Annotated in this window: 21 protein-coding genes, 1 tRNA gene and 3 pseudogenes; 22 read left to right on the top strand and 3 right to left on the bottom strand. The window is 43.7% G+C overall.

The window, feature by feature from the left end:
• The first annotated feature begins 86 nt into the window (after window positions 1–86).
• The 3 genes and pseudogenes from NYE38_RS15320 (at window position 87) to NYE38_RS15310 (ending at window position 1,810) form a co-directional block, all read left to right on the top strand.
• Window positions 87–509: a secondary thiamine-phosphate synthase enzyme YjbQ gene (locus NYE38_RS15320; protein ID WP_014418738.1), complete on the top strand. Its 423-nt coding sequence runs from the start codon at window positions 87–89 to the stop codon at window positions 507–509.
• Window positions 502–1,533 carry a nitronate monooxygenase gene (locus NYE38_RS15315; RefSeq protein ID WP_159354524.1) on the top strand — a complete coding sequence of 344 codons (1,032 nt, stop codon included), beginning with the start codon at window positions 502–504 and terminating at the stop codon, window positions 1,531–1,533. The genes NYE38_RS15320 and NYE38_RS15315 overlap by 8 nt, the downstream gene beginning before the upstream one ends.
• A 25-nt stretch (window positions 1,534–1,558) precedes the next feature.
• Window positions 1,559–1,810, top strand: a pseudogene (locus NYE38_RS15310) (hypothetical protein).
• A gap of 17 nt (window positions 1,811–1,827) precedes the next feature.
• On the opposite strand, the gene NYE38_RS15305 reads toward NYE38_RS15310, so the two are convergent.
• Window positions 1,828–2,565: a protein-glutamine gamma-glutamyltransferase gene (locus tag NYE38_RS15305; protein WP_007408635.1), complete on the bottom strand. Its 738-nt coding sequence runs from the start codon at window positions 2,563–2,565 to the stop codon at window positions 1,828–1,830.
• 142 nt (window positions 2,566–2,707) lie between these two features.
• On the opposite strand from NYE38_RS15305, the gene NYE38_RS15300 reads away from it, so the two are divergent.
• The 5 genes and pseudogenes from NYE38_RS15300 to NYE38_RS15280 all read left to right on the top strand — a co-directional run bounded on the left by NYE38_RS15300 (window position 2,708) and on the right by NYE38_RS15280 (window position 11,694).
• Window positions 2,708–4,693 (top strand): methyl-accepting chemotaxis protein, encoded by a 1,986-nt coding sequence (locus NYE38_RS15300; protein ID WP_022553693.1) that lies wholly within the window; start codon window positions 2,708–2,710, stop codon window positions 4,691–4,693.
• A 183-nt stretch (window positions 4,694–4,876) separates the two neighbouring features.
• Window positions 4,877–6,865 (top strand): methyl-accepting chemotaxis protein, encoded by a 1,989-nt coding sequence (locus NYE38_RS15295; protein WP_285001847.1) that lies wholly within the window; start codon window positions 4,877–4,879, stop codon window positions 6,863–6,865.
• 126 nt (window positions 6,866–6,991) lie between these two features.
• Window positions 6,992–8,977, top strand: coding sequence for a methyl-accepting chemotaxis protein (locus NYE38_RS15290; protein WP_285001844.1), 1,986 nt, complete (start codon window positions 6,992–6,994; stop codon window positions 8,975–8,977).
• A 115-nt stretch (window positions 8,978–9,092) separates the two neighbouring features.
• A pseudogene (locus tag NYE38_RS15285) lies at window positions 9,093–11,104 on the top strand (methyl-accepting chemotaxis protein).
• 65 nt (window positions 11,105–11,169) lie between these two features.
• On the top strand, window positions 11,170–11,694 hold the full coding sequence (locus NYE38_RS15280) for a type 1 glutamine amidotransferase domain-containing protein (protein WP_025650346.1): 525 nt from the start codon (window positions 11,170–11,172) through the stop codon (window positions 11,692–11,694).
• A 31-nt stretch (window positions 11,695–11,725) separates the two neighbouring features.
• On the opposite strand, the gene NYE38_RS15275 is transcribed toward NYE38_RS15280, so the two are convergent.
• Window positions 11,726–12,712, bottom strand: coding sequence for a Gfo/Idh/MocA family oxidoreductase (locus tag NYE38_RS15275; RefSeq protein ID WP_015240454.1), 987 nt, complete (start codon window positions 12,710–12,712; stop codon window positions 11,726–11,728).
• 179 nt (window positions 12,713–12,891) lie between these two features.
• Between NYE38_RS15275 and NYE38_RS15270 the strand changes: the two genes are divergently transcribed.
• From NYE38_RS15270 to NYE38_RS15215, 12 genes and pseudogenes are all read left to right on the top strand, one after another.
• Window positions 12,892–14,052, top strand: a complete 1,161-nt coding sequence (locus NYE38_RS15270; RefSeq protein ID WP_014418728.1) for an AI-2E family transporter — start codon at window positions 12,892–12,894, stop codon at window positions 14,050–14,052.
• Between the two features lie 91 nt (window positions 14,053–14,143).
• Entirely contained in the window at window positions 14,144–14,974 is an 831-nt protein-coding gene (locus tag NYE38_RS15265; RefSeq protein WP_007613337.1) for an undecaprenyl-diphosphate phosphatase, read from the top strand.
• Between the two features lie 127 nt (window positions 14,975–15,101).
• Window positions 15,102–15,174, top strand: a tRNA-Ala gene (locus NYE38_RS15260).
• A gap of 141 nt (window positions 15,175–15,315) precedes the next feature.
• The gene (locus NYE38_RS15255) at window positions 15,316–15,864 is read left to right on the top strand and encodes a phage integrase SAM-like domain-containing protein (protein ID WP_017419396.1); all 549 of its coding nucleotides are present in this window, start codon (window positions 15,316–15,318) and stop codon (window positions 15,862–15,864) included.
• A gap of 231 nt (window positions 15,865–16,095) precedes the next feature.
• Window positions 16,096–16,414, top strand: a pseudogene (locus NYE38_RS15250) (peptidoglycan-binding domain-containing protein); the annotation flags it as partial.
• A 331-nt stretch (window positions 16,415–16,745) separates the two neighbouring features.
• A complete protein-coding gene (locus NYE38_RS15245) occupies window positions 16,746–17,204 on the top strand; it encodes a hypothetical protein (protein ID WP_224443207.1) in 459 nt (152 codons plus the stop codon).
• 18 nt (window positions 17,205–17,222) lie between these two features.
• The gene (locus NYE38_RS15240) at window positions 17,223–17,624 is read left to right on the top strand and encodes a DUF1878 family protein (protein ID WP_017419394.1); all 402 of its coding nucleotides are present in this window, start codon (window positions 17,223–17,225) and stop codon (window positions 17,622–17,624) included.
• A 299-nt stretch (window positions 17,625–17,923) separates the two neighbouring features.
• Window positions 17,924–18,343 carry a hypothetical protein gene (locus tag NYE38_RS15235; protein WP_017419392.1) on the top strand — a complete coding sequence of 140 codons (420 nt, stop codon included), beginning with the start codon at window positions 17,924–17,926 and terminating at the stop codon, window positions 18,341–18,343.
• A 192-nt stretch (window positions 18,344–18,535) separates the two neighbouring features.
• Entirely contained in the window at window positions 18,536–19,168 is a 633-nt protein-coding gene (locus tag NYE38_RS15230) for a VanZ family protein (protein WP_017419391.1), read from the top strand.
• Entirely contained in the window at window positions 19,169–19,549 is a 381-nt protein-coding gene (locus NYE38_RS15225; RefSeq protein WP_017419390.1) for a hypothetical protein, read from the top strand.
• Between the two features lie 149 nt (window positions 19,550–19,698).
• Window positions 19,699–20,829 carry a tetratricopeptide repeat protein gene (locus NYE38_RS15220; RefSeq protein ID WP_063637108.1) on the top strand — a complete coding sequence of 377 codons (1,131 nt, stop codon included), beginning with the start codon at window positions 19,699–19,701 and terminating at the stop codon, window positions 20,827–20,829.
• Between the two features lie 1,327 nt (window positions 20,830–22,156).
• Window positions 22,157–22,477, top strand: a complete 321-nt coding sequence (locus NYE38_RS15215; RefSeq protein ID WP_014418727.1) for a hypothetical protein — start codon at window positions 22,157–22,159, stop codon at window positions 22,475–22,477.
• 66 nt (window positions 22,478–22,543) lie between these two features.
• Here NYE38_RS15215 and NYE38_RS15210 read toward each other — a convergent pair whose 3' ends face one another.
• Window positions 22,544–23,185, bottom strand: a complete 642-nt coding sequence (locus NYE38_RS15210; RefSeq protein ID WP_025650410.1) for a cupin domain-containing protein — start codon at window positions 23,183–23,185, stop codon at window positions 22,544–22,546.
• A gap of 218 nt (window positions 23,186–23,403) precedes the next feature.
• Here NYE38_RS15210 and hmpA point away from each other — a divergent pair, with 218 nt between their 5' ends.
• Both hmpA and NYE38_RS15200 read left to right on the top strand, forming a co-directional pair.
• Complete coding sequence (gene hmpA, locus NYE38_RS15205) at window positions 23,404–24,579, top strand: NO-inducible flavohemoprotein (RefSeq protein WP_025650409.1); 1,176 nt, start codon at window positions 23,404–23,406, stop codon at window positions 24,577–24,579.
• Window positions 24,580–24,720: 141 nt separating this feature from the next.
• Window positions 24,721–25,566 (top strand): glucosaminidase domain-containing protein, encoded by an 846-nt coding sequence (locus tag NYE38_RS15200; protein WP_014418724.1) that lies wholly within the window; start codon window positions 24,721–24,723, stop codon window positions 25,564–25,566.
• Window positions 25,567–25,583: the final 17 nt, after the last annotated feature.

Raw genomic sequence — 25,583 nt, 5'->3', positions numbered from 1 at the left:
CTGCGTTTATCATCGCGATCCGACAGGAAAAGACAAATACAGAAACGAATATGGGAAAGGAAGAGAAAAAGAAAGGAGGCATTCATATGCTGAAAAAATTGCAGATTCAAACAAACAGACGGGATGAAATGATCGACATCACACATGAAGCTGTAGCGTTTCTCCGCAAAACAGGCGTAAAAAACGGTTTGGCGCTCATATACTGTCCCCATACAACCGCCGGCATTACCATAAATGAAAATGCCGATCCGGATGTGAAGAGGGATATGCTCAGAAGGTTTGATGAAATGTATCCGTGGGAACACGAACTGGACCGGCATATGGAGGGAAATACGGCGGCACATATGAAAGCGAGTACAACCGGCGCCTCCCAGCATGTCATCATAGAAGACGGGCGCCTGATACTCGGAACATGGCAGGGCGTTTATTTTTGCGAATTTGACGGTCCGCGAAACAGAACCTGTTATATCAAAATACAGGCTGAAACGGAGGAAAACACAAATGAGTGAGTGGATGAGTGCATTATCATTAACAAAGCCCGTCATTCAGGCGCCGATGGCCGGCGGGCTGGTCACGCCGCGTCTGGCTTCGGCGGTATCAAATGAAGGGGCGCTCGGAAGCCTCGCTTCAGGATACGTCAGCCCGCAAGCGCTTGAAAAACAGCTTATCGAGATGAAAGACCTGACGGACCGCTCCTTTCAAGTAAATCTTTTCGTCCCGGAAGAAAGGCAGATGCCTGAGGCGGAACTGGTTGAAAAATGGAAAGCCCGCATCCCGAGGGCAAAAGACGCCAAGCCGTTCTCTGATCTGAAAGAAGAATGGAATGATTTCGAGGAAAAAGCGGAGCTTCTGATCCGTTACGGAGTCAAAGCGTGTTCATTCACCTTCGGCCTGCCGCCGGAAGAAACGGCGGAAAAGCTGAAGAAAAGCGGATGTTTCCTTTTCGGCACGGCGACAACGCCGGAGGAAGCGAAGGCCTTTGAAGAACGGGGGATGGACGCCGTTATCCTTCAGGGAATAGAAGCCGGCGGACATCGCGGGTCGTTTCTGCCGGTTAAAGGAGAACCGGCTCTCGGTCTTATGGCACTGATTCCGCAGACTAAAGACGCGCTGAATATCCCGGTCATTGCGGCAGGCGGCATTTTTGACCGCCGCGGCGTGCAGGCGGCCCGATGTTTGGGTGCGGACGGCGTTCAAGTAGGAACACCGTTTCTCCTTTGTGAAGAAAGCAGCGCCTCACCGGCATATCAAAAAGCCATTGCCGAATCAAAAGGAGCCGACACGCGGCTGACCACCCTGTTTTCGGGAAAACAGGCGCGGGGAATCGTGAATCAGTTCATGAAAACATATGAGGCTGACGAGGGAAATACGCTGCCTTATCCGCTGCATAATACGCTGACAAAGCCGATGCGCGGGCACGCGGCTCAATCAGGAGACGCGGAGTATATGTCTTTATGGGCCGGCCAGTCCGCCGCGAAACTTGAAGGGCCGACAGACGTGAAAACCGTTTTGGACAGATTGTGCGAATCATAATTCAGAAATCGTGAGGTGATGGATGATGAAGATTCTTCAAATGTCCTACAAAAAAAGAGGGACTATTGAGTTTGTCTTTGAAGATTTTCCGCATTCCAAAGTCACCATGGCGCCGATTAAAGGGTATTACTTTGTCCGCGCCATTAAATGGAGCTGACTGGACAGAGCCGTCACCCGACATGATTTAGAGAAGTTTGAATGGGCTGCAAACCAAGCGCTCGGCACGACGGCTTTTTACCGGAAAAGAAAAGCATTCCGCATCCCATCGTCACAATGACAGACGATGGGATTGTTTTAATGCATGATCTGGTAAAGCGCGGGTGCATCAAGCCTTGTTGCCTGGTTAAGCAGATAAGCCGGCTGCACGGCATTTTTTTTTCTTAAAGAATTCAATCTCTGGATGATTTGTTCAGCGGTCAGAATCCCGAGACCGTGGGCGAAATATTGATCATTCCCCATCACAATGACATTCTCTCCCCGCCACTGAGCCTTTGCAGGATTAAAATCAGGATTTTTAAAATATAAACAATCTCCCCGTAAAAAGTGGCTGCCGGTTTCCGTGTAGATCGGCAGATGCTCATAGTGCCAGTCATACAAAGTGATATCCCGGAAACGCCGGTTAAACCGTTCTTCACCGATTGTCTTTAAGACGGCCAGATAATAAATCACAACAATGGCGGTAGCGCATTCAAATGCGTAAAACGCCCCGTTTTCAATAATGTCCCGAATCGCTTTTGAAGCGGGGATTCTGTACTTCAGCTCCAAGGCTCCTTCCGGCGTCACTCTCCAATAAGCCGTATTTCCGTATGTTTTGGCGAAAGTTGCAAATTTCACACCTGATCCGTGCAGTTCTCTTGCGGCTTCCACAATATGGCGGCGCAGCCGCACCTCGAACATCAGTTCAGCAATCGACCCGTAATCGAATTGTACGGGAGAATTGAGCAGTTCATTTATATACGGAACAAGGCTTTCTTCCGTCTGCCAGTTCGCGATGTCCTGAGGCCGAAGCACTTGGCCGGATATGATAATCATCTGCGCGCCCCCTTCTCTTTTTTTATAAGATATGCAGGAAGCTTGGGCAATGAAAATCAAGTCATAAAAAAGGAGGAAATGTTAACAAAATGTGAAGACTGAGCCGATATATAAGGTATCACACTTGAGGGAGCAGCTTAATATGAAAAAATTCATTAATTGGTGCACAAAGGCATCGATTTCACGTAAATTAATCATTTCATTTATCGTGATTTTAATCATACCGATTCTCGTGTTAGAATTCAGTTCATACCATACGGCGAGCAATTCGCTGGATGATCAGATTTCAGGCAACGCGAAAAATAACATTGAATCTTTTAACACAACGATTACAAATGATATCGGCGCAAAAGCAAAGGCGATTGAATTTTTCAGTGAAACGTTAAAAGGATCATCCTTCTCAAAGAAAAACATGTCTGCTCTTGAAGAAAAGTTCGGGCAATACACGTCTATTCATAAAGACGTAGCCCGTATTTACGGAGGAACGGAAGACGGCAGCTACGCACAGGCGCCGAAGGAGAATACTCCGGCCGATTACGATCCGAGAACACGCACTTGGTATAAAGACGCTGTGAAGGCCGGCGGCACGCTCGTTGTCACCGACCCTTACACTGCGGCAAGCGACGGCAGGATGGTCGTCACCGTGGCAAAGCAGATGCAGGACGGAACAGGCGTAGTGGCCATGGATATTACGATTGACCAGCTGCTGAAGCAGATGCAGGGAATCAAAATCGGGCAAAAAGGCTTCGTGTTTATCACGTCCAAAAATAAAACCTATGTCGCGCATAAAGACCACAAACCGGGCGATAAAGTTTCAACCCCGTGGCTGAATGAGGTATACAGCAAAGACAGCGGCATTATTTCATACAAGCTCGATGATCAAAATAAAAAAATGGCGTTTACGACAAATAAACTGACCGGATGGAAAATAGAGGGGAGCATGGAGCTCAACGAAATTAAAGACGCCTCACAACCGGTGCTGACGATGGGAATGATCGTCCTTGCAGCATCCATTATCATCGGGGGAATTTTAATTCTGTTGATTGTCAGATCCATTACGTCACCGCTGAAACGGCTTGTCCGCTCTTCTAAACAAATCAGCGGCGGAGACTTGACCGAAACCATTGATATCCGCTCGAAAGATGAATTGGGCGAACTCGGCGCGAGCTTTAATGAAATGGGAGAATCTCTGCGCGGACTGATCAGCGCGATCCAAAACTCTGTCGACAACGTGGCCGCGTCATCGGAAGAGCTGACCGCTTCAGCTTCGCAGACAAGCAAAGCGACGGAACATATTACAATGGCGATTGAGCAGTTTTCAAACGGAAACGAAGAGCAAAGCGAAAAAGTCGATTCAAGCTCAGCCAAGCTGAATCATATAAATGACGGACTCGCCGCCGTTTCCCGCACATCATCATCCATTACGGAAGCATCTAAACAATCGAAGGAAGCTGCCGGCACCGGGGAAGAATATGTGCAGCAAACAGTCGGGCAGATGAATCTCATCAATCAATCGGTCCAGCAGGCGGAAGCGGTTGTAAAAGGCCTTGAGGCCAAATCAAAAGACATCACTCATATTTTAAGAGTCATCAACGGCATTGCCGATCAGACAAACCTGCTTGCGTTAAATGCAGCCATTGAAGCGGCAAGAGCCGGTGAATACGGGCGGGGCTTCTCAGTGGTAGCCGAAGAAGTGCGCAAGCTTGCCGTCCAATCCGCCGGTTCTGCCAAAGAGATTGAAAAACTCATTCAGGAAATCACGGCTGAGATTAATACATCGCTTCACATGTTCACCTCCGTTAATGAAGAAGTTCAATCAGGACTTGCCGTAACGGACCGCACGAAAGAAAGCTTCCAGAATATCTTCGGCATGACAAACGATATCGCCGAGAAGCTTCAATCGATGAACGGTACGGTTGAACAGCTGTCAGACAGCTCCCAGCACGTTTCAGCCGCGGTGACGGATATTGCGGACGTATCTAGGGAAAGCGCAGCAAGCATTCAGGATATTGCCGCATCCGCAGAAGAACAGCTTGCATCAATGGAAGAAATCAGCACATCAGCCGATACTTTGGCGCAAATGGCCGAAGAACTGCGGGAATTAACGAAACAATTTAAAATCAACTAGTAAAAAAGGACGCTTTCCGGATGGAAGGCGTCCTTTTTTATAGTGACAGCCGGATAATTAAATAAAAAGTCTTGCATACAAAGGGAGTACATAGAACTATTTTTCATTTATGACTTCATTTTCAATGTAATAAAAAGGGAGTCGGCCGATATAAACAGTAAATGATTGAAAGAGGTTTACAAAATTGAAAAAAACAGCAAAAAAATCGCCAGAAAATCAATAGCCAAAAAACTGATCATTTCATTTTTACTGATCTTACTCATTCCGGTAGCAGTATTGGCTGCCGGCGCCTACCGTTCGGCGGCTTCATCCGTTGAAAAGCAAATGATGGAAAGCGCCGAAGGAAATGTGCAAATCTTAAACAATATGATTGATGACCGGATCGGAATGTTTACAAAAAGCTCAGCATATTTCAGCGAATGGGCGACAAGCGCTAAATTTAAAGAAAAAAACCAAACGGAAATGCAAGAAAGGTTCAAGCAGTTTATTGAAAGCAATGATAAAGCGTCCGCCGTATTTTCAAGCAGCAAGGAAGGAACGTTTACCCGTTATCCGCATGCCGATATGCCGGCCGATTTCAATCCGCTTGAAAGAAGCTGGTATCAGGAAGCCATGGAGAATAAAGGCCAAACCATCATCACAGACCCTTATGAGTCCATCTCAAACAAAAAGATGGTCGTCACTATGGCCCGCGCGGCGCAAGACGGATCAGGCGTCGTCGCCATTGATATAAAAATCGACGATCTCATCACGATGACAAAAGAAGTGAACATCGGAAAAGAAGGATACGCCTTTATCCTCAGCAAAAATAAAAAAGCCGTTGCCTACAGTGATGAAAAAGCCGGCTCGGCGGTATCGGGAAAATGGGTTGATACATTATACAGCGGGCAAAAAGGCGTCTATGAATATACGCTGAATGGGAAAGCGAAAAAAATGGCGTACGTGACCAATGAAGCGACGGGCTGGAAGATCAGCGGAACCATGTCCGTGGATGAAATCAAAGATGCGGCAAGACCGGTTCTGACTCTGGCCGTTATCATATTGGCGATAGCCATTGCCGCAGGGATGATTTTCATTTATTTTGTCATCCGCTCAATTACCAAACCGTTAAAACATCTCGTAGCTTCAGCGGAAAAAATCAGCAGCGGAGATCTGACGGAAACCATTGATGTCAGCTCTCAAGATGAGCTCGGCGTGCTCGGTAAAAGTTTTAATCATATGACAGATTCACTCCGTTCGCTTATTCAAGGAATTCAGGACTCTGTTGAACATGTCGCTTCTTCCTCAGAGGAGCTGACGGCTTCGGCTGAGCAGACGAGCAAAGCAACGGAACATATCACCCTTGCGATTGAACAGTTTTCTAATGGAACGGAAGACCAAAGTGAGAGTATTGATAAAGCGACCGCCCAAGTGAATGAGATGAAAGACGGGCTCAGCGATCTGGCGGAAGCGGCAGCCGTGGTGACGGAAACTTCAATTGAATCGGCGGAGATATCCGGCGCCGGTGAGCGGCTTGTCAAGAAAACAGCCGGCCAGATGGGCGCCATTGACCAATCCGTAAGCAAAGCGGAGCAAGTCGTACAAGGGCTTGAACTCAAATCGCAGGACATCAACAGCATTTTGCGCGTCATTAACGGCATTGCCGATCAAACGAATCTCCTTGCTTTAAATGCAGCCATTGAAGCGGCAAGAGCGGGAGAATACGGACGCGGTTTTTCAGTCGTTGCCGAAGAAGTGAGAAAGCTTGCCGTCCAATCCGCCGATTCAGCGAAAGAAATCGAATCCTTAATTCATGAAATCGTCAAAGAAATTCATACTTCGCTCGGAATGCTGGAATCCGTCAATCACGAGGTGAAAAGCGGACTTCAGTTAACGGACGAAACGGAAAAAAGCTTCCGGGACATTTCCGTTAAAACAAATCAGATTGCCGGTGAACTGCAAAATATGAATGCAACCGTGGAACAGCTTTCTGCCGGATCTCAGGAAGTATCAAACGCTTCAGAGGATATCGCGGCCGTCTCCAGACAAAGCGCGGCCGGCATTCAGGACATCGCGGCTTCAGCTGAAGAGCAGCTTGCGTCCATGGAGGAAATCAGTTCCTCCGCCGTCACGCTGGAAAAAATGGCGGAAGAATTACGCGAACTGACAAAGCGTTTTAAGATAAACTCTTAATTGAGTCTAAAAGGCTAATTAACAATAGGTAAAAAGTATGTTTCGTTATATTTCTTCTTTTTGGATGTGTATAATTACCCATAATTGCCGATATGAAGGGTAAACACGCAAGAGGAGATATAGCAGATGAAAAAAATTGTGCAAATCATCAAGCAGAGATCGCTTACAAGAAAACTGCTCATTTCTTTTTTGGCCATTCTCATTCTTCCTATTTCAACGCTGGCTTTTATCGCCTATCAATCGGCGGTAAGCACGCTTGACAGGCAGATGATGGGAAGCGCATTAGATAATGTGCAGCAGATTAACGATATGATCAACACAAGCATCAGCCAAAAGGAAGACGGAACGGCATATTTCAGCGATTGGCTCACAAAGGATCGGTACAAGCCGAAAAACCAATCGCAAATTACCGATAAATTCACAGAGTACATGAAGATCAATAAAGACGTGGAATCCATTTTTACGAGTGACACGGAAGGACATTTCACACGGTATCCGGATCTGCAGATGCCTAAAGGATATAATCCGATTGAAAGAGACTGGTATAAAAAGGCCGTGGAAAATAAGGGGAAAGTTGTTGTAACAGATCCTTACCGCACGGCTTCCACCAATACGATGGTCGTGACGGTCGTTCAGCAGACGAAAGACGGCTCAGGAGTCGTCGCCATCAATATGAAAATCGATGAGCTTCTGAAAACGACAAAGAAAGTGAACATCGGAAAATCCGGCTACGCTTTTATCCTGACGAAAGACAAAAAAGTGGTCGCCCACCCGAACCGCACATCAGGCACAGTATTAAACGGGGAGTGGGCCGAACGGATGTTCACCAGCAAAAAAGGTGATTTTCAATACAAATACGACGGCCAGGAAAAGAAAATGGTTTATGATACGAACAAGCTGACAGGCTGGAAGATTACCGGAACGATGTATCTGGACGAAATTCATGAAGCGGCCCTGCCGATCCTTCATCTGTCCCTGCTCGTTCTCGTATTAGCGATTGTGATCGGAACCATCGTCATGGTGCTGATTATCCGTTCAATCACAAAACCGCTCAAGCAGCTTGTGACATCATCGAAACAGATCAGTGAAGGCGATTTAACAGAAACGATCGAGATCCAGTCAAAAGATGAATTAGGCGAGCTTGGCAAAAGCTTTAACAATATGGCCGCTTCGCTCAGGTCTCTCATCCATGCCATCCAGGATTCCGTGAATAACGTCGCATCTTCCTCAGAGGAGCTGACGGCTTCAGCGGAGCAGACAAGCAAGGCAACCGAACATATCACATTGGCGATCGAACAATTTTCTAACGGAAATGAAAGCCAAAGTGAAAATATTGAAAGCGCGGCGGAACATATTTACCAAATGAACAGCGGGCTTGAAGATATGGCGAAAGCATCTGCCGTCATTACCGAATCCTCTGCCACATCAGCGGAAGTCGCCAATTCAGGCGGAAAGCTCGTCCACCAGACGGTCGGCCAAATGAACGTCATTGACCGGTCAGTGAAAGAAGCTGAACAAGTGGTGCGCGGACTTGAAACAAAATCAAAAGACATTACAAACATTCTCCGTGTCATTAACGGAATCGCTGATCAGACAAACCTTCTTGCGCTGAACGCGGCAATTGAAGCCGCGCGTGCGGGTGAATACGGCCGGGGCTTCTCAGTCGTCGCCGAAGAGGTCAGAAAACTTGCGGTCCAGTCTGCCGATTCAGCGAAAGAAATCGAAAGCTTAATTATAGAAATCGTCAACGAAATCAATACATCTCTCGGCATGTTCCAATCCGTCAACAAAGAGGTGGAGAGCGGACTGGATATTACGAATCAGACCGAAACGAGCTTCAAACGGATTTCTGAAATGACGAACCAGATCGCCGGAGAAATTCAAAATATGAATGCGACGGTAGAACAGCTGACAGCAGGATCTCAGCAGATTTCAGGAGCTTCTGAGCAAATCGCGTCCATCGCAAAAGAAAGCTCCGCCAGCATTCAGGATATTGCGGCCTCCGCCGAAGAACAGCTGGCTTCAATGGAAGAAATCAGTTCGTCTTCGGAAACGTTATCCCAAATGGCGGAAGAATTACGTGATATGACGAAACGATTTAAAATAGATTAATAGGTCATAGAACACCCAAATGTGCTGTTTGGGTGTTTTTTTTAGTTTTTTTAATAAATCTTTTGTCCTATCTGACGATATTAGATTTAGCTTTTCAAAGAAGGAGACTGAAAAAATGAAACAACTGATACATTGGATCAAACAGCCATCCATCAGCAAGCCGCTGATCGCGGCATTTTTAGCCGTATTGGTGCTCCCGGTCGGCATACTCGCCTACTTCAGCTACCAAACGGCGGGGAATTCACTAGAAAGCGAACTGACCCACAGCGCCCAGGGAAATGTCAGCGAACTGAACAGCGTGCTGGAAAACATGCTCGAAGGCAAGCTCAAAGCGATTGACTACTACAGCGAATCAATCACTAAGGAAAAACTGAACACAAAAAATAAATCGGTACTGCTCGACAATATGAAGCAGTATGTCACCGTAAATGACGATGTCGCGTCAATTTACGCCGCGTCTCGCGACAAAGCGTTCGTGAAATATCCGTCCGCTGATATGCCGTCCGATTATAATCCGCTCACGCGCGAGTGGTATACAAAAGCGGTTGAAAAAAGCGGACAGCCGGTGTTTACCGAGCCTTATAAAGACGCTGCAACCGGACAGACGGTCGTTACGATTGCCCAGCAGACAAAAGACGGATCAGGCGTTGTGGCGCTTGATATTAATCTGGGCGACCTGCTGAACGCTTCCGAACGCGTCCAGATCGGTCATAAAGGATTTGCCTTCATTACAACGGGAGATAAAAAATACATCGCCCATCCGACTATAAAAGCGGGAACGGAAGGCTCCGGAGAGTGGACGAAAGAAGTGTTTTCCAAATCAAGCGGATCGTTTGAATACATGTTTGAAGGACAGCAGAAGAAAATGGCCTTCACGACAAACAAACTGACGGGCTGGAAAATCGCCGGTACATTTTTTGTCAGTGAGATCCATGACGCAGCCTCGCCTGTCATGAAAATGGCGCTGATCATCCTGGCGGTTTCTCTTATCGTCGGCGGGGTTTTAATCTTTTTTATCATTCGCTCGATTGCAAAACCGCTCAAAAAACTTGTTTCGACATCAGCTAAAATCAGTGACGGCGATTTAACGGAAGTCATTGACATCAAGTCGAAAAATGAATTCGGACAGCTCAGCCAAAGCTTCAATGAGATGTCAGCATCACTCCGGTCTGTCATCGGCGTCATCCAATCATCCGTCGAACATGTCGCTTCTTCATCCGAAGAGCTGACGGCATCCGCCGGACAGACAAGCAAGGCGACAGAGCATATTACACTGGCGATTGAACAATTCTCAAACGGAAACGAATCACAAAGCGAGAAATTGGAAGAAAGTGCTGATCACCTTTCCCAAATGAATGCGGGCATTGCCGAGACGGCGAATGTATCGGCGGAAATCACTGAATCCGCCATCCAAACCTCTGAAACGGCCGGGAGCGGAGAAGAATTAGTGGCGAAAACGGTCGGCCAGATGAAAACAATTGATCGTTCCGTACAGCAGGCGGAAGCGGTTGTAAAAGGGCTGGAAACGAAGTCGCACGACATTAAGAGCATTCTCAACGTCATTAACGGCATTGCCGATCAAACAAATCTGCTTGCCTTAAACGCTGCCATTGAAGCGGCCAGAGCCGGCGAATACGGGCGGGGCTTCTCCGTCGTTGCGGAAGAAGTGAGAAAGCTTGCCGTACAATCAGCCGGCTCCGCGAAGGAAATCGAAACGCTGATTCAGGAAATCGTCAAAGAAATCGCCACATCGCTTTCCGTATTCCAAGCGGTGAATCAAGATGTGAAGGAAGGCCTCGATATTACGGATCAAACGGCCGAAAGCTTCAAAAAAATCTCAGAAATGACGACTCAGATTTCAGGCGCCTTGCAGCATATGAACGGAACGGAACGCTTGAGAAGCTTGCAGCCGGGTCGCAAAATGTGACAAACGCGGTGGAGGACATTACCTCAGTCGCCAAAGAAGGGTCCGCCGGCATTCAAGACATCGCCGCCTCAGCTGAAGAGCAGCTGGCCTCCATGGAAGAAATCAGTTCATCCGCCGAAACGCTTGCGCATATGGCTGAAGAACTGCAACAGGTCACACGGAAATTTACGATTCAGTCTGAAGACGAAGAACAGCTGTAGCGAGCTGTTTCTTTTCCTCATCTGAAAAAAGCGATACACTAATATAAAAGAAGGGAGTGGCAGTGATGAGATTAGAAGGCAAAAAAGTCATAGCGCTTGTCAGTGACGATTTTGAAGACCTAGAGCTTTGGTATCCCGTCTACCGGCTGAGAGAGGAAGGCGCGATCGTTCATTTAATAGGAGAAGAAGCGGGCCGTCCATACAAAGGAAAATACGGCGTGCCCGCGACGGCGGATTACGATTTTAAGAGCCTGATTATTCAGGAGTATGATGCCGTGCTCGTGCCTGGCGGCTGGGCTCCTGACAAACTGCGAAGATATCCCGAAGTTTTGGAGATCATCCGTACGATGAACGAGCAGAAAAAGCCGATCGGCCAGATCTGCCATGCGGGCTGGGTGCTCATATCTGCCGGAATTCTCGCAGGAAAAAAAGTAACGAGCACGCCCGGCATCAAAGACGACATGACAAATGCAGGGGCACAGTGGCTGGATGAAGCTGTCGTAACTGACGGCCACATTGTATCAAGCCGCCGCCCGCCCGACCTTCCGCAGTATGCAAAAGCGTTTGCTGATCTGTTAGCGTCCAAATAAAAAACATCCGCCCGAATCCGGGCGGATGTTTTTAGTTTTGATCGGCGGGAAAGACAATTCCGATTTGTTTTCTCGCTTCTTCCATAATGCTTGCCGTAATGAAAGAACGTTCAAATGTATTTTCGGAAGACTCCCGCTGTCCGTTTCGAAGAAGATTGATGAATTCAGCCGTTTCGTAGTACATCGATGGTTTCAGATCAGGGACTGAAATGTCTTCCGTCCGGCCGTCACGATAGCGGATTTCCGCCCGTTCCGGTCCGTGAATGCTGTCCAGAACGATCGTGCCGTCTTCACCCTGAATTTCCGCCGGGGCAAACGAATTTGAGATTTTCGAATGCATCAGCACCGCTTCAAATCCGTCGTATGACAGAATGACCGTGCCTTCGCCGTCAACGCCGGATGCTAGTTTATGACCGGTCGCAATGACGTTTTTCGGTTTGCCGAACAGGACGACGGCCGGATAAATGCAGTACACGCCGATGTCCATTAACGAACCGTTCGATAATTCAGGCTTAAACGCGTTTAGCACCGTACCGTTTTTATATGCATCATATCGTGATGAATATTGGCAGTAGCTTGCCGTGAATCTCCTGACGGGTCCGATTTTATGTAAGTGGTTTTGAAGCATGCTGAAGTTCGGCAGGAACGTTGTTTTCATGGCTTCCATCAAGAGAACGCCGTTCGTTTTGGCTGCGTGAATCATTTCATCCGTTTCCCTTGCGTTAGACGCAAACGGTTTTTCGCACAGTACGTGCTTGCCGTGTTCCATAAAAAGGACCGCCTGCTCTTTGTGAAATGCATTCGGGCTGGCGAGATACACCGCGTCATAGGCTTTGCTTTCCGCCATTTCTTTCAGGCTGGTGAAATAATGAGCAGCGCCGTGTTTGCCGGCGAATTCCGCCGCACGTTCCTCAGTTCTGGAATAAACCGCCGTTAATTGAAAATCATCAATAGCAGAAGCCGCCTCCAGAAATCGTTCTGTAATCCAATTCGTTCCGACTGTTGCAAATCGAATCATTGCTATCGCTCCTTCTATGTATTGGCTTACATTATAGCTTTTTTTCTAAGAAACATAAATGGGAAAAAGGCTGGCAGCTAAAGGGATAGGAAAAATTCCCATAGAGACCGGTTATTATTTTTCATTACAGGAACGATAGTGTACAATTTAAGTAAAATACATATGATGGAGGAACAATAGTGGAAACATTGCAAACATGGGGCGGCAGATTTAAACAGTTTTTCTTAGACAATAAATTTGTCTTGTTTTTGCTTGTATTGCTGCTCATCGGTCTCAATATCCTTGTCTTTATGAAGACATCATTTATTTTCACACCTATTATCGTCCTGCTCAAAACGATTGCGCTCCCCGTCATTTTGACAGGAATTGTTTATTATCTGCTTAATCCGATCGTAGATATATTGGAAAAAATAAGAGTGAAAAGAGTCTATTCCATCCTGCTCCTTTACCTCATTATTATAGGGCTGATTTCGATTACGATCGTTTCGATTATTCCGTTTTTAAAGGAACAGATCATGAGTCTGATCGACAATCTGCCGAAATATGTGGATATTGTTGAAGATCAGACGAAAAGCATGATCGGAAGCGATTTTGTAAATCAGGCGCAAAAGACGATGAATATCAACATTTCCGATCTTGCTAATAAAGTATCGGCGCAGGCTGCAACAATTGCAAACAGCACATTTACCGGAGTCGGGAATTTTATCGGCGCGCTGACGGAAGTGATTATTTCAATTGTGACCGTGCCGTTTATTCTGTTCTATTTGCTGAAAGACGGCAAAAAACTGCCAATCTATATCTTAAAGTTTGTGCCCACCCGTCTGAAAGAACAAACGTATACGATGCTTAGTGAAATGAACCACAGATTAAGCTCCTATATCAGAGGACAGGTCATCGTCAGCTTCTGCATCGGATTTTTATTATTTATCGGCTATCTGATTATCGGACTTGATTATGCGTCACTGCTTGCGGTCATTGCCGCTTGTACGAGCGTTGTTCCGTATTTAGGGCCGACCATTGCCATCACGCCGGCGATTATTATCGCGTTGGTCACTTCGCCTCTGATGTTGCTGAAGCTTGCGATTGTATGGACCGTTGTCCAGCTCGTGGAAGGAAAATTAATTTCGCCGCAGATCATGGGGAAAAATCTTCACATTCACCCGATTACCATCATATTTGTTCTTTTAACCGCCGGAAAGCTGTTCGGGGTTGTCGGCATTATTTTAGCCATCCCGGGGTATGCGGTCATCAAAGTGGTCACGACCCATCTGTTTGATTGGTTCAAAATGCGTTCGCATTTATATGAAGAAGAAAAAAATGATGCTGTATCGAAGTCATAAAATCGGAACGGACATGATATTTATTATAAGACAGGCTTTCCTTCAGAGGAGAGCTTCTCTTTTGTAAATGATGAATGAAGGGAAGAATGGGATGACACTATGGGAGATGTTCACAGCAGCCGTTTTGGGAATCGTGGAAGGGCTGACGGAGTACGCGCCGGTTTCTTCCACGGGACATATGATCATAGCGGATGACATCTGGCTGAAATCCGGAAGCCTGATGAATCCGGAAGCCGCCAATTCCTTCAAAGTGGTGATTCAGCTCGGTTCGATTCTGGCGGTGGCCATTGTGTTTAAGGATCGGATATTACATTTACTCGGCCTCAAAAAAAACGTCACGCGCGATCAGCAGAAGGGATACAGGCTGACCATCGCGCAAATCGCCGTCGGTCTTGTTCCGGCGGCGGTGCTCGGCTTTTTATTTGAGGATTTCATTGACCGCTATTTATTCTCTGTCAGAACGGTCGCTTACGGATTAATTGCCGGAGCCGTGCTTATGCTTATAGCGGACTGGATCAATAAAAGGAAAGAAACGATCGATACGGTGGACAGAATCACCTACAAACAGGCTTTCTGTGTCGGATTATTCCAGTGTCTCGCCTTATGGCCCGGATTTTCCCGCTCAGGCTCAACGATTGCCGGAGGTGTCATTGTCGGCTTGAATCACCGGGCAGCCGCAGACTTCACATTTATTATGGCTATTCCGATTATGGCGGGCGCAAGCCTTCTGAAGCTGGTGAAATACTGGAGCAGTCTTTCTTATGACATGATTCCGTTTTTTCTTGTCGGCTTTATCTGCGCCTTTGTCGTCGCCCTCTTAGTCGTCAAGTTTTTTCTTCGGCTCATCAATCGGATTAAGCTTGTCCCGTTCGCCATTTACCGTGTCATCCTCGGCATCATTTTAATCATGCTCGTGCGATAAACGAAGAGGCCCCCGGAGGGTCTTCTTTTTATGTTCGAAAAATGTCTCAGGAAAATATGAGCAAACTGAATTTTCTGCTTGAAATTCAAAGAAGACTCGTCTATAATAAAACATGACGTTACAGCACGGGGCCATAGCTCAGCTGGGAGAGCGCTACGCTGGCAGCGTAGAGGTCAGGGGTTCGAGCCCCCTTGGCTCCATACCCGAATGAAACCGCGGTATATCAACGTTGGCTAAACGATGACTTACCCGGTGACTAAAACAGCGTAGCGCTTCCGATTCGGACAGCGTGGCGCACCGTTTTTCAATCGTCTTCCATACGAAATGGGAGGCGATTTTTTATGCATTCAGAAAATCGAAAAGGTAAGCGTGTAAAGGCCGGAAGGGCCTCGGTAAAGACAACGCGAAAAGGTACGTACGATCTCGAATACATATTCGATAGACTGTGCGATGCCAAACGCGCTGAGAATGTCGTTCAGGAAACGATCGATAAGTACATGCGTGCTTGTCGGTATTTGTCGGATTATGCTGAAGAGATCGGAGTGTCTGCGGACATACGTCATATTGACGTTGACTTTGCGCGCGGGTTCGTATCGTGGCTGATCAACGATAAAATAAAGTTCGACGGGCATAATTTCAAATTGGACGAGCATAAGACGCAGGGGTTATCCCCGCGGTCAGTTAACGACTATATTAAGACCATACGGACTTTCTTTCGTTTCGCGATTAAAGAGGCATATGCGGACGATAACCCATTCGAAGAGGTTACGTTAATAACGAACCCGGAGAGCCCTATAAATATCCTTTCACCTGACGAAATGCGGGCGATTCTTAATGCGATGGATCAGCGATCTTTCGTTGAATTTAGAGATTATGTTGCGTTGACCTGATAGCCGCTGTCCCGATTGCCACTTCAGCTACTTTCGCACTTGTTATGGTTGCATCTTGAATTATGGAAGATGTAACAGAGCCATCAATCAGCTGAGTATCATATGGGCTTAGAGCAAATTCTCTCCGGACGTCTCCTTCTCTTATTTGAATTTTTCTGATTGTGAATTCTGCTGTGTCAGATGCTCTGGTTGTCGTATCGCCAAGCCACAAACTACCGTTTGTAAGATAACGAGCTGAAAAGCGGCGGAAAAAAGAAGGCAACAGCCTCAAAGCCTAAAACTACTCAAAAATCAAAATTCAGCCTGCCTGCGGGTATTTTTAAAGTCACAAGCCCATTGACCCGAGGGGAAGGCCGTAAAACAGATTCAGACAGCGCTGGCGGCTCTTCATTATTAGCCCGATAAGACCGCAAAGAATTTCGGGATTAATGGCGCATATGGCGCGAAAACAGCAAACGCGGTAAAACGGTTCCAGTCCATGTACGGCCTGACTGCTGACGGAGTATATGGACCTAAAACAAAAGCTGAACTGGAAGCACTATTAAAGTGAAAATAGAGTTCTGTCTTTGTTTAATAGGGCGAACCTTTTTGATAAACAATTGATTTCCAAACGAATAAGGGAAGTGATTTTCTTATAATTCACTTATTTTCACCTAAACCCAACGTTGTGGACTCAAAATAAATGCTACCAGTTTTTGTATTAGTATTGTAATGAATCGCATAAATTAAAGAGAGTACTTACTTATTTTTACTCGGGTAATACAATGACAAAAATACTATTTAATGTATCTTATGAAAAATATGTATTTTAAGTAAAATTTTAATGTTATAATTTGTTTGGGCCAAATAACACTTGTAGATGCATCTACTAATAGGAGAAAATGATGCTAAAGAAAAAAGTTCTTGCTGGTTGCTTAGCCTTTACAATAATGCTTTCAGCTTCCCCACTAACCTCTTTTGCGGCAGAAAGAAGTTCTAATAAAGGTAATGAATTATTAACGTATGCCCAAGTTCAAAAAACTGAGTTGCAGACTATTGCTGAGTCTAAAAGCAAATCAGTTGGAAATACAAGCGGTGAATTTTCTGCACAGGGATGGAAGAAAGATGCGCTTGTTCTTGCTCTTAGATACGGCGGTGATTTTGCAGGGGATTTACTAAGTCTGTTAAGCAAGAAAAATGCAAGTTATGTTAAAAAGTATTCCAAAGAGCTGGCTGATTTCCTTGACAAAGTTTCCAGTGACATTGAGAAAAAGTTGGTTGATTTTATGATTTTTGATTTGGAGCTGCCGCAATCAGCTGCTCGTACTATTGCATGGGCGATTATGCAAGTTATTGGATGACGATAAAGGAGTGACTCCATGAGTTTAGAAAAAGAAGTAGAGCTTCTCAAGTACCAAAATTATTTATTAAAAACAATTATAAATGGTGATGATTATCCATTTTTTATGTTTGCTTTAGATCACAACTTAAATGAGAAGCAAGTCGAAGCAACTGTAGAGATTTTAAGCATCTTTTCTAATCGTCTTAATGGCGAAAAAGAGTCTCTCAATTTAAGAAAAAACTCTGCGGGTAAGAAGTTTGATGCGTTTGGCATTGCGGTTGAAGAAGTCTTTAAAAACGAAAAACCAACAAGAAAAGAATTTGAGAGTTATAAGGATAAAATCTTTTCTTCTGAAATTGAAACCAAATATTTATTAATGAGTCTTCAAAGACAGCATATTAAGCCAAATGTTTGTGAATTTTTACTGCAAGATAATTAATGAGAATTTTTGTCCCTCCGCAAATGCGGGGGGATTTTGCATTTAAACGATAAAAGTATCGGCCGTATGATGAATGAAAGTCCTTCTTATGACGAGAAGGGTTTTTTGTTTTTTAAGTCCATGTATGGCCTGCCTGCTGACGGCATTTACGGAACGAAAACGAAAGCGAAATTGGAGTCTTTACTTCACTAATTAAAAAGCCCTCTTTTTTAGAGGAGAGGGCTCTTTATAGTTTGCAATGCTTAAGTTGTATAAAGGAATAAAAAAATGTAAACGTTAAGGTACAAGGAGATGATATTATGAAAAAAATAATCATGATGATGATTTTATGTTTTTCGTTAAGCTCTATTACGGTAGCTGCTGCTAAACCAGAATACACAATGAACTCAAAAGTGTCTCAGGATGTATTTGATGTTTTTATGCAAGAACTTTTCTGTAAAGATATATTAGACAATATCCGTAAATTCTATAAGGATGAGACACTCTCTGTTACCACTAAAGGAGGCGTTAAATTATCCGAAGACAAAGAAGGCAGGTATATAATTAAGTTTATAATCATTCCTCATTCAAAACTTCCGGGTAAAAAAGGTAAGATTTCTGGAACCGATACATTGACTTTGAGAGTAGATCCCTTCCTTCTGGGTGCTCAATCAAAAGACAGAAATTCAGCGGTTACATTCCTTGATCTAAAGCATAACAACTCTACACGACAAAATTAAATAGAACAGGGCACATGAAAAAATGCCCTGTTTGACTTCTCGACATAAAGTCAATTATCAAATGTCCTCATTTTTTCAAACCACAAATCCCCATAATTTTTTATTTATTTATACAAAATTTGTATTCGATTTAAGGTATTTCCTTATTTGTATGGAACTTTCTATATAGAGGTGAGAAGGAGGTGAAATACATTGGGGGATATATTGATATTTACTTGGCCACAATTGGTACCTTTGTTGATTATTTATTCAGTTGTGATGTTTCTACGATACAGAAAACGAAAAACCTCTGTTGTTCAACAAATTGTGTACCTTACTTTTTTTATATATTGTGTCCTTGTCATAAGTGAAACCTTACTTCCTATTCCAATCAGCAAACGTTACATTCAGATGATGATAGAGTCAAACACTGCACAACAAAATAGCTTTATTCCTTTCTCAGACATTTATAAGGTTGTTATGGCAAATCCGAATCATCTTGTAAATGCCCTCCTTAAACAAATTGGGGGTAATATACTTTTATTATTTCCCTTAGGATTCTATGCTCCAATTCTTTGGAGGCGTTTTAACAAAGCTAAATCCGTAGTAACTTTAGGTTTTGCAGTTTCAGGTGGGATTGAATTAACTCAATTATGTATTTCCACTATTTTAGGGGTTACTTATCGTAGCTTTGTTTTTGATGACATCATCCTTAATACAGTGGGCGTATTATTGGGTTATTTGTTTTTTAGATTAATCAGTCCATTCTTGATTATTATTATTAAAAGCATCGACAAACCGAGCAATGAAAATTTGAAACTATTAAATTTGTGGAGGGATTTGTAAATGAAACTCAAAAAAGCCTTTTATTCATTAGTTCTTTTAGGTGCTCTTACAGTGCCAACTGTGGCATTTGCTGTAGGTTCCTATACTTTTCATTATGATTTTAAATACAAACTGAATTCAGATTTAATTAGTTTTTCACGTGGAACTCATTCGAGAACTCTGAAGATAAATCCTACAGTGGGAGGCAAATTTAGCGTTGATTTATATAGGGCTAATACATTGGGAGTAGGGGTTTTACAGAGTACCGTAACTATCTCAGGGAGTAAGGAAGTTACAAAAAAATTCACTGTAAAGAACGCTGATGGAAAATTTCAGTTAAGATTTAGGAAGGCTGATGATGGAAAATATGTTGTTGGTTATGGATTATTATTAGACAAGTAATAAGAATAGGCTAGTGAAAGGAATTAGGTAAGTGGATTCCACTTACCTAATTCCTTTGACACAATGAGGGCACAACCGCATTGCGGTTTTTTTTCGTTTAAACATATTATGGAAATGTTAGAATATTATATAAAAGGAGGAGTGGCCTTGTGAGTTCTCTTTTACCATCATCGGAGGTTGGCGTTAAGATTAATGAATGGTACAAAATGATACGTCAGTTCAGTGTTCCGGATGCGGAGATTTTGAAAGCGGAAGTGGAACAAGAAATAAATGAGATGGAAGAAGACGAGTATCTACTGATTTACTACACCCTCATGAAATTCCGCCATCAGCTTATGCTGGATTATTTAGAACCGGTGACTACCCGCGTGAGACCGACAATTGACGAGCTGCTGGAAAAAATTGAAGCATCAAATAAAGGAATTTCCGGCCTGCTGTTCTATTATTCTTTATTTTTCCGCGGCATGTATGAATTTGATCAAAAGCAGTATGTAAAGGCGATCGGCTTTTATAAAGAGGCTGAAAAACAACTCGTTCATGTGCATGATGAAATTGAGAGAGCGGAGTTTCATTTTAAACTGGCTGAAGCATATTACGGTATGAAACAAAGCCACGTCTCCATGCATCACGTAAAGCAAGCGCTCGATATTTACGATCAGTATGAGTTGTATAAGGTCCGGAAAATTCAATGTCTATTTGTCATATCAGGGAATTATGTAGACTTTAAACGTTATGAAAAAAGCTTGCCGCATTTAGAAAAAGCTTTAGAGTTGTCGAAACAAGTAAACAATAATGAAAGGCTGCTCAGTTCTGCTTATTACAACATAGGAAAGAATTACGGAGACTTAGAAGAATACAATAAAGCTGAAATCTACTTAAAAAAAGCAGCGGAGATATCTGAGAAGTATAAATTGGGTAACCTTCCGCATTCCTTGTTTACATACGCAAAGCTTCTATTTAAACAAGGGAAAACAAGCGAGGCGATTCAAATCAGCAAAAAGGGACTTTCATCAGCGATATTTCAAGGAGATAAGCTGTTTGAATCTCTGCAAAAATATTTGGAGGCTTTATATATTAATGCAATAGACCAAATGGGAATCAAAAAAACAATTGATTACCTTGAGAAAAATAAAAACTATTCGTATGTAGAAGATATTGCTCTTGATACGGCTGCTGTTTATGCAGAGTCAAAGCAATATGACAAATCTTATTTTTATCATCAAAAAATGATTCAAACGCAAAAACAAATTCAGAGGGGAGAATGCCTGTATGAATTTTAGAAAAGGCGTATTTATCATTGTGTCGGCTGTCGTTTTAATGTCAGGGGTCGGTCTAGCAACATCGGCTGTTTCATTTGATGGATCATATCAAGTTTCGTCTGATCGTAATCAAACCTAAGAAGGAGAGTGCCTGTATGAATTTTAAAAAGAGCATCTTCATCGTCCTGGGTCTGTCATTGACTTTAGTATGTGGGTTGGGTATGAACTCAGTAGAAAAACAAGCACAAGATACAATCAAAGTAGCTTCAGATCGTTTTCAAACTTGAACGACTTACGCCTTTTCTACGGAAAAGGCTTTTTTAGTTTCTTCATTATATTGTTTCAAAACATCCACTTGTTTTTATTCTTATCCCATTCCAGCATACGCTGCTTCATGAGGTTCTTCACTGCTTCCCGGTTAGCGCGTTCATCCTTGCCGGTTTTTCTCTTCAATTCATCATTGGATCATGTTAAAGATAATCCGGTACACTTTTCGTTCAAAATCAGTCATTTGATCATCTCCCACTTCATAAGTCTCAACGGATAAAAGAGAATCAAATACAATAATGTATCCACCTTTAAGTTCTCGACACGAGTTTCCTTCCGTATGTGGTCCCGTAATGAACTGCGCAGATAACCGCGCGTATGTATCCGTCGTCATAAAGCTCGAACGATAAATCTATGCTAATATTAAAAAAATATGGCACTCTATATTTTTAGATCTTAAAAATATATAAGAATTGATAAGCTCAATTTTCAAATTTAATGGAGGGAAAATAGAAAGGAGAGAAATGATAAAGTATTTTGGAATAGTGTCGCTTATCATCCTTTTATTCACATTGTACTTTCTGCCTCATATTCATTGGGCACTTGGAATCCTAGGAATTGTCGTGGGGAGTATTCTAGCAATCAAATCACCTAAAGGAATTGCTAAGTATATTTCTTTTGTTATCCTAGCACTTTGTTTACTTTTACTATTATTATTGATTGTGATGGGCGTTTTGATGGCAGGTCTAGTGGAAAATTAACTTTAATTTATAATCCTATTTGGGGACAGATGGGGACGAATTAGGGACCAACTTGTTCATTTTTAGCCAAAACAGAAGATTTTTTATCAGAAAGGCTGGTCAGCAAACCTTATAAAATAAGGTTTCAAAATAAAACGTCTGTTTGTATCAGAAACTCATCTCCAGACTGGCAGCGTAGAGGTCAGGGGTTCGAGCCCCCTTGGCTCCATACCTTTAAACCCTTATTCTATAAATAAGGGTTTTTTTGTTTTTTCATCTTCTGCGGCAGCCTCTGTGTTCTGCTTCATTTCAAATAACTCAAAATAAAGGAAAGAGAGAAAATGAAAAAGAAAATCTATCTTATATTATCTCTGTCAGCGGCACTGGCGCTTTTTTTGACAGCGCTTCCGGCTCTTTCTCCCGTCATCTTCACGTCTGCTTCAGAAAAAGGAGCCATCAGGCATGACATTTATAAAAAAGGATATCCGTATCAAAGCTACTTTGCGATTCTTCAAAAAGAAGAAGACGGCGGAGAGGCCGGGAACCTTTATTATGTAAATTGGTTCAATTGGAAAGATGAAACCGGACAGACGCCGCACGTATGTTATTCAAAAAAATCGTCCGAAGGCGAGTACAAAGTAAGCTGCGGAACCGGACCGTAATGATCAAGAGCCCCTCTCCAATGAGGGGCTCTTTCTGTCGAGCTGAATGCCGCTCCGGCTCTCCGTTTAATATCCCCAATATAACGGCGTATCATAATGCCGATACGGATCATTCGGATAATGCGTATTTGGCTGATAAGGCTTATTCATATCAAGAATACCCGTGTTTTCAGTCTGTCCGCAGTATTTATCGGGACCTATCACAGTTGATTGCCGGATCGGTGAAACGGCTTTTTCCCACTCATGCTCATTCAGACAGTACGTATGCGCCATGATCTCAGGCGGCGTCAGACGGAGAATATCCGAGCCGTATATCACTTCAGGCGAAGGGGCGTCAAATATGGCCAAAAGGTGGGTTTTGTCTGAAGTGGCGACTTCATAATGCCACCACCCCTGCGGAACATTCGCCACTTGTCCTGAAGAGATCGGATAATTCCGTATTTTCTGAGTGAACGGATTCAGCATCGACACCACCGCGGAACCCGAAATACAGTACACCAATTCAGCGGCGTTTTGATGGGTATGCGGTTCAATCACATTTGTTTTGCTCAGAAAGATATCTAATAATGAAATATTTTCAAGCGTGTTTAACTGTTTAATCCCCAATACATTGATAAAGTTCCGAGCATCTTTCGTAAAAAAACGGCTCTCATTCACATCATAAGTGAATTGTGTATTCGGAGACGTGTAATCGATATCGGAAACCATGCACTCCCCCGCTTTCATCTTTAAACGTATATTCCCAAATATATGTGTCCCTGTTTCACCGGGTGATAAAAAAAGGAGGTGAAATCCATAAATTCCAAATCCAACACAATATTGTGACGACTTTTTTAAAGATTCATTTTCAATATATCTTTTATTCGAAATATCTCTTACTATAAAGATATATTGAAAATACATCTTTAGAAGGGTTGAGGATTAACATGCTGGATGAGAGAACAATAGACATCATCAAAAGCACAGTACCCGTATTGAAAACACATGGAGAAAACATCACCGGACGCTTTTATAACCTGATGTTTCAAGATCATCCCGAACTGTTAAATATGTTTAACCAAACGAACCAAAAGAAACAGACTCAGCGCGCAGCATTGGCAAATGCAGTCATTGCGGCTGCGGCGAATATTGATCAATTAGAACAAATCATTCCGGCGGTCAGACAGATCGGCCATAAACACACAAGCATCGGTGTAAAACCGGAACATTATCCGATTGTCGGAAAGTACCTGCTTCTGGCAATTAAGGATGTGCTGCAGGATGCCGCAACTCCTGAGATTATGCAGGCATGGGAAAAAGCTTACGGTGTTATTGCGGAGGCTTTCATCGGCATTGAAAAAGACATGTACAATGAAGCCGGATGGCAGGGGTATAAAGAATTTACGGTTATACAGAAAACGAAAGAAAGCAAAGATATTACATCATTTTATATCAAACCGAGTGACGGCTCTTCGCTTCCTGGATTTGAAGCGGGACAATATATCAGCATTAAAGTGCGGATTGCGGATTCTCCTTATACGCACATTCGCCAGTACAGCCTGTCTGATGCTTCTCAAAAAGGGGCATATCGGATTTCTGTGAAAAAGGACGGAGCGGTTTCTTCTCATCTCCACAATGAAGTTCAAGAGGGAGATAAACTTGAAGTCAGCGCACCCGCCGGGGATTTCAAGCTGTCTTCTTCCGAAAAACCGGTTGTTCTTATCAGTGCCGGCTCCGGAATCACGCCGATGATGAGCATGCTGAAAACAGCCGCCGAAAAACAGCCGGAGCGTTCCGTTACTTTTATTCATGCCGCGAAAAACGGAGAGTACGCCGCGTTCCGCAAAGAGGCTGAACAAGCTGCGGAGAATCATCCGAATATTAACGTCATTTATGTATACAGTGAACCGGCAGAACAAGACCGCTCAGGAGACAAGCCTTTTTACAGCGGCAGGATTGATCAAACCTTCCTGGAGCAGCTTCATCTGAATCAAGATGCTGAATTTTACTTGTGCGGATCAGCGCAGTTTATGACACAAATGAAAGACATGGTTCTTGCCCTCGGGTTTGACTCTGATTCCGTTCAATATGAATTGTTCGGCCCTCAGCTGAGCATGGCATAACAAAAAAGACTCCTCAAAGAGGAGTCTTTTTTATTTGCACAATGTGTTCTTTCTCCGTCTTTTTCCCTATTTAATTGAAATTTTCATCAATGACCAGTAAAATTATAAATCTAGTGATTCCGGAATTAAAGGAAGGTTGATATGAAAAAGAAAGCAAAGACCAAAAGGGTGCTTGGGTGCCTTTTTGCTGTATCTCTTATATTCGGATTATTTCTGGTATCAATGGTGTTTTCGAAATTCATAGTGACGGAAGAAAAACCGCCTGAAGAGGTGGACGAGCAGCAGGTCTTTATTGACAGCCTTTCCGGGCATGCTCAAATTTTATATGAGAAATATCATGTCCTTCCGAGCATCACCCTCGCACAGGCCATTCTCGAATCGGACTGGGGGAACAGTGAGCTTGCGGGGAAAGCGCGCAACCTGTTCGGTGTAAAAGGTGATTATAAAGGAAAACACGTCACGATGAAAACGGATGAATTTGAAAAAGGAAAACGAAAAACGATTCGGGCAAAATTCCGTAAATACAGCACGTTTTTTGAATCAATGGATGACCATGCAAAATTATTTGTCAACGGAACGTCTTGGAATAAAAAGAAGTACAAGCCCGTCATTGAAGCGGACAATTATAAAACAGCGGCGGCTGCCCTTCAAAAATCCGGCTACGCCACAGACCCCGGCTATGCTGAAAAAATTAAAGATGTCATAGAAACCTATAACCTGAATGAATATGACAAAATCAATGCCTCTCTTAAAGCAGTTGATATGAAAGGCGCCATCAAAGACCACGCCATTGAAGACGTGTGGTCGAAGCCGTCAAAAGAGCGGCATTCTATAAAACTGGCATCGGCGCAAAAGTTTACCGGCCAGCATATTAAAGTCGTATCTGAAAAACAAAACGGAGAATCCGTCTGGTACCAAATTCAAGTGAAAGATGAGCTGATCGGCTGGGTTGACCAAACCGCCGTCCAGTTAAGTGAAGAAACATAAGCATCAAAAAAAGCCGG

Origin of the sequence: Bacillus sp. EU63 (genome assembly GCF_038592915.1) — a bacterium.
Lineage (GTDB): Bacteria > Bacillota > Bacilli > Bacillales > Bacillaceae > Bacillus > Bacillus velezensis.
The sequence above is the reverse complement of the archived record's forward strand: the minus strand, read 5'-3'. Positions and strand labels throughout refer to the sequence as shown.